1 protein-coding gene and 1 pseudogene are annotated in these 570 nt (G+C 67.7%); both read left to right on the top strand.

All coding sequences use genetic code 11. The features are described 5' to 3' along the window. Nucleotides 1-176: pseudogene (locus tag A5624_RS28710) on the top strand (hypothetical protein); the annotation flags it as partial. 221 nt (nt 177-397) lie between these two features. Next, on the top strand, nt 398-570 hold a 173-nt coding region (locus A5624_RS29590; protein WP_197505083.1), incomplete at its 3' end, for a hypothetical protein.

Here is a 570-nt window from a genome sequence, read left to right as displayed (position 1 = left end):
GCGCCCTGCTGTTCGGCAAACTGCTGCCGGTCGGGGTCGGGGTCGTGGTGGGCGCCATCGGCAACTACCTCGCCGGCAAGAAGATGATCCGCAACGCCGGCCGGGCTTTCGGCACACCGCCCGCGCGCTGGCCCCGCGCGCTGCATCTGGTCCCCCCGGTCCACGAAGCCGGCTAGCCGTGATCGCAAGCGCGGCCGTGCGATCGCAAGCGCGGCCGGGCTAGCCCCCACCCGGTGCCCCGGTCAGCCTGGCGGATCGGCGGCGAAAGGTTAGCCTTTATAGGGCGGAACAATGGGTACCGCCATGGGTATGAGTGTTCGGCCATCCGGGGCCGACAAGGTTGCAGGCGCCGCGGGAATGCGCCTGCGAAAAAGAAGGATTGAGGCGAACTGCGGTCGTGAGCAACATAAGTTCACCGTTCGGGCAAAACGAATGGCTGGTCGAGGAGATGTACCGCAAGTTCCGCGACGACCCCTCGTCCGTCGATCCGAGCTGGCACGAGTTTCTGGTCGACTACAACCCCGAGCCCGCCAACGAGCCCGCGCCCACCGCCCCGACCAGCGGTGACGG

Source organism: Mycobacterium sp. 1482292.6, assembly GCF_001672995.1.
Lineage (GTDB): Bacteria > Actinomycetota > Actinomycetes > Mycobacteriales > Mycobacteriaceae > Mycobacterium > Mycobacterium europaeum_A.
This window is presented reverse-complemented; position numbering and strand designations above follow the sequence as displayed.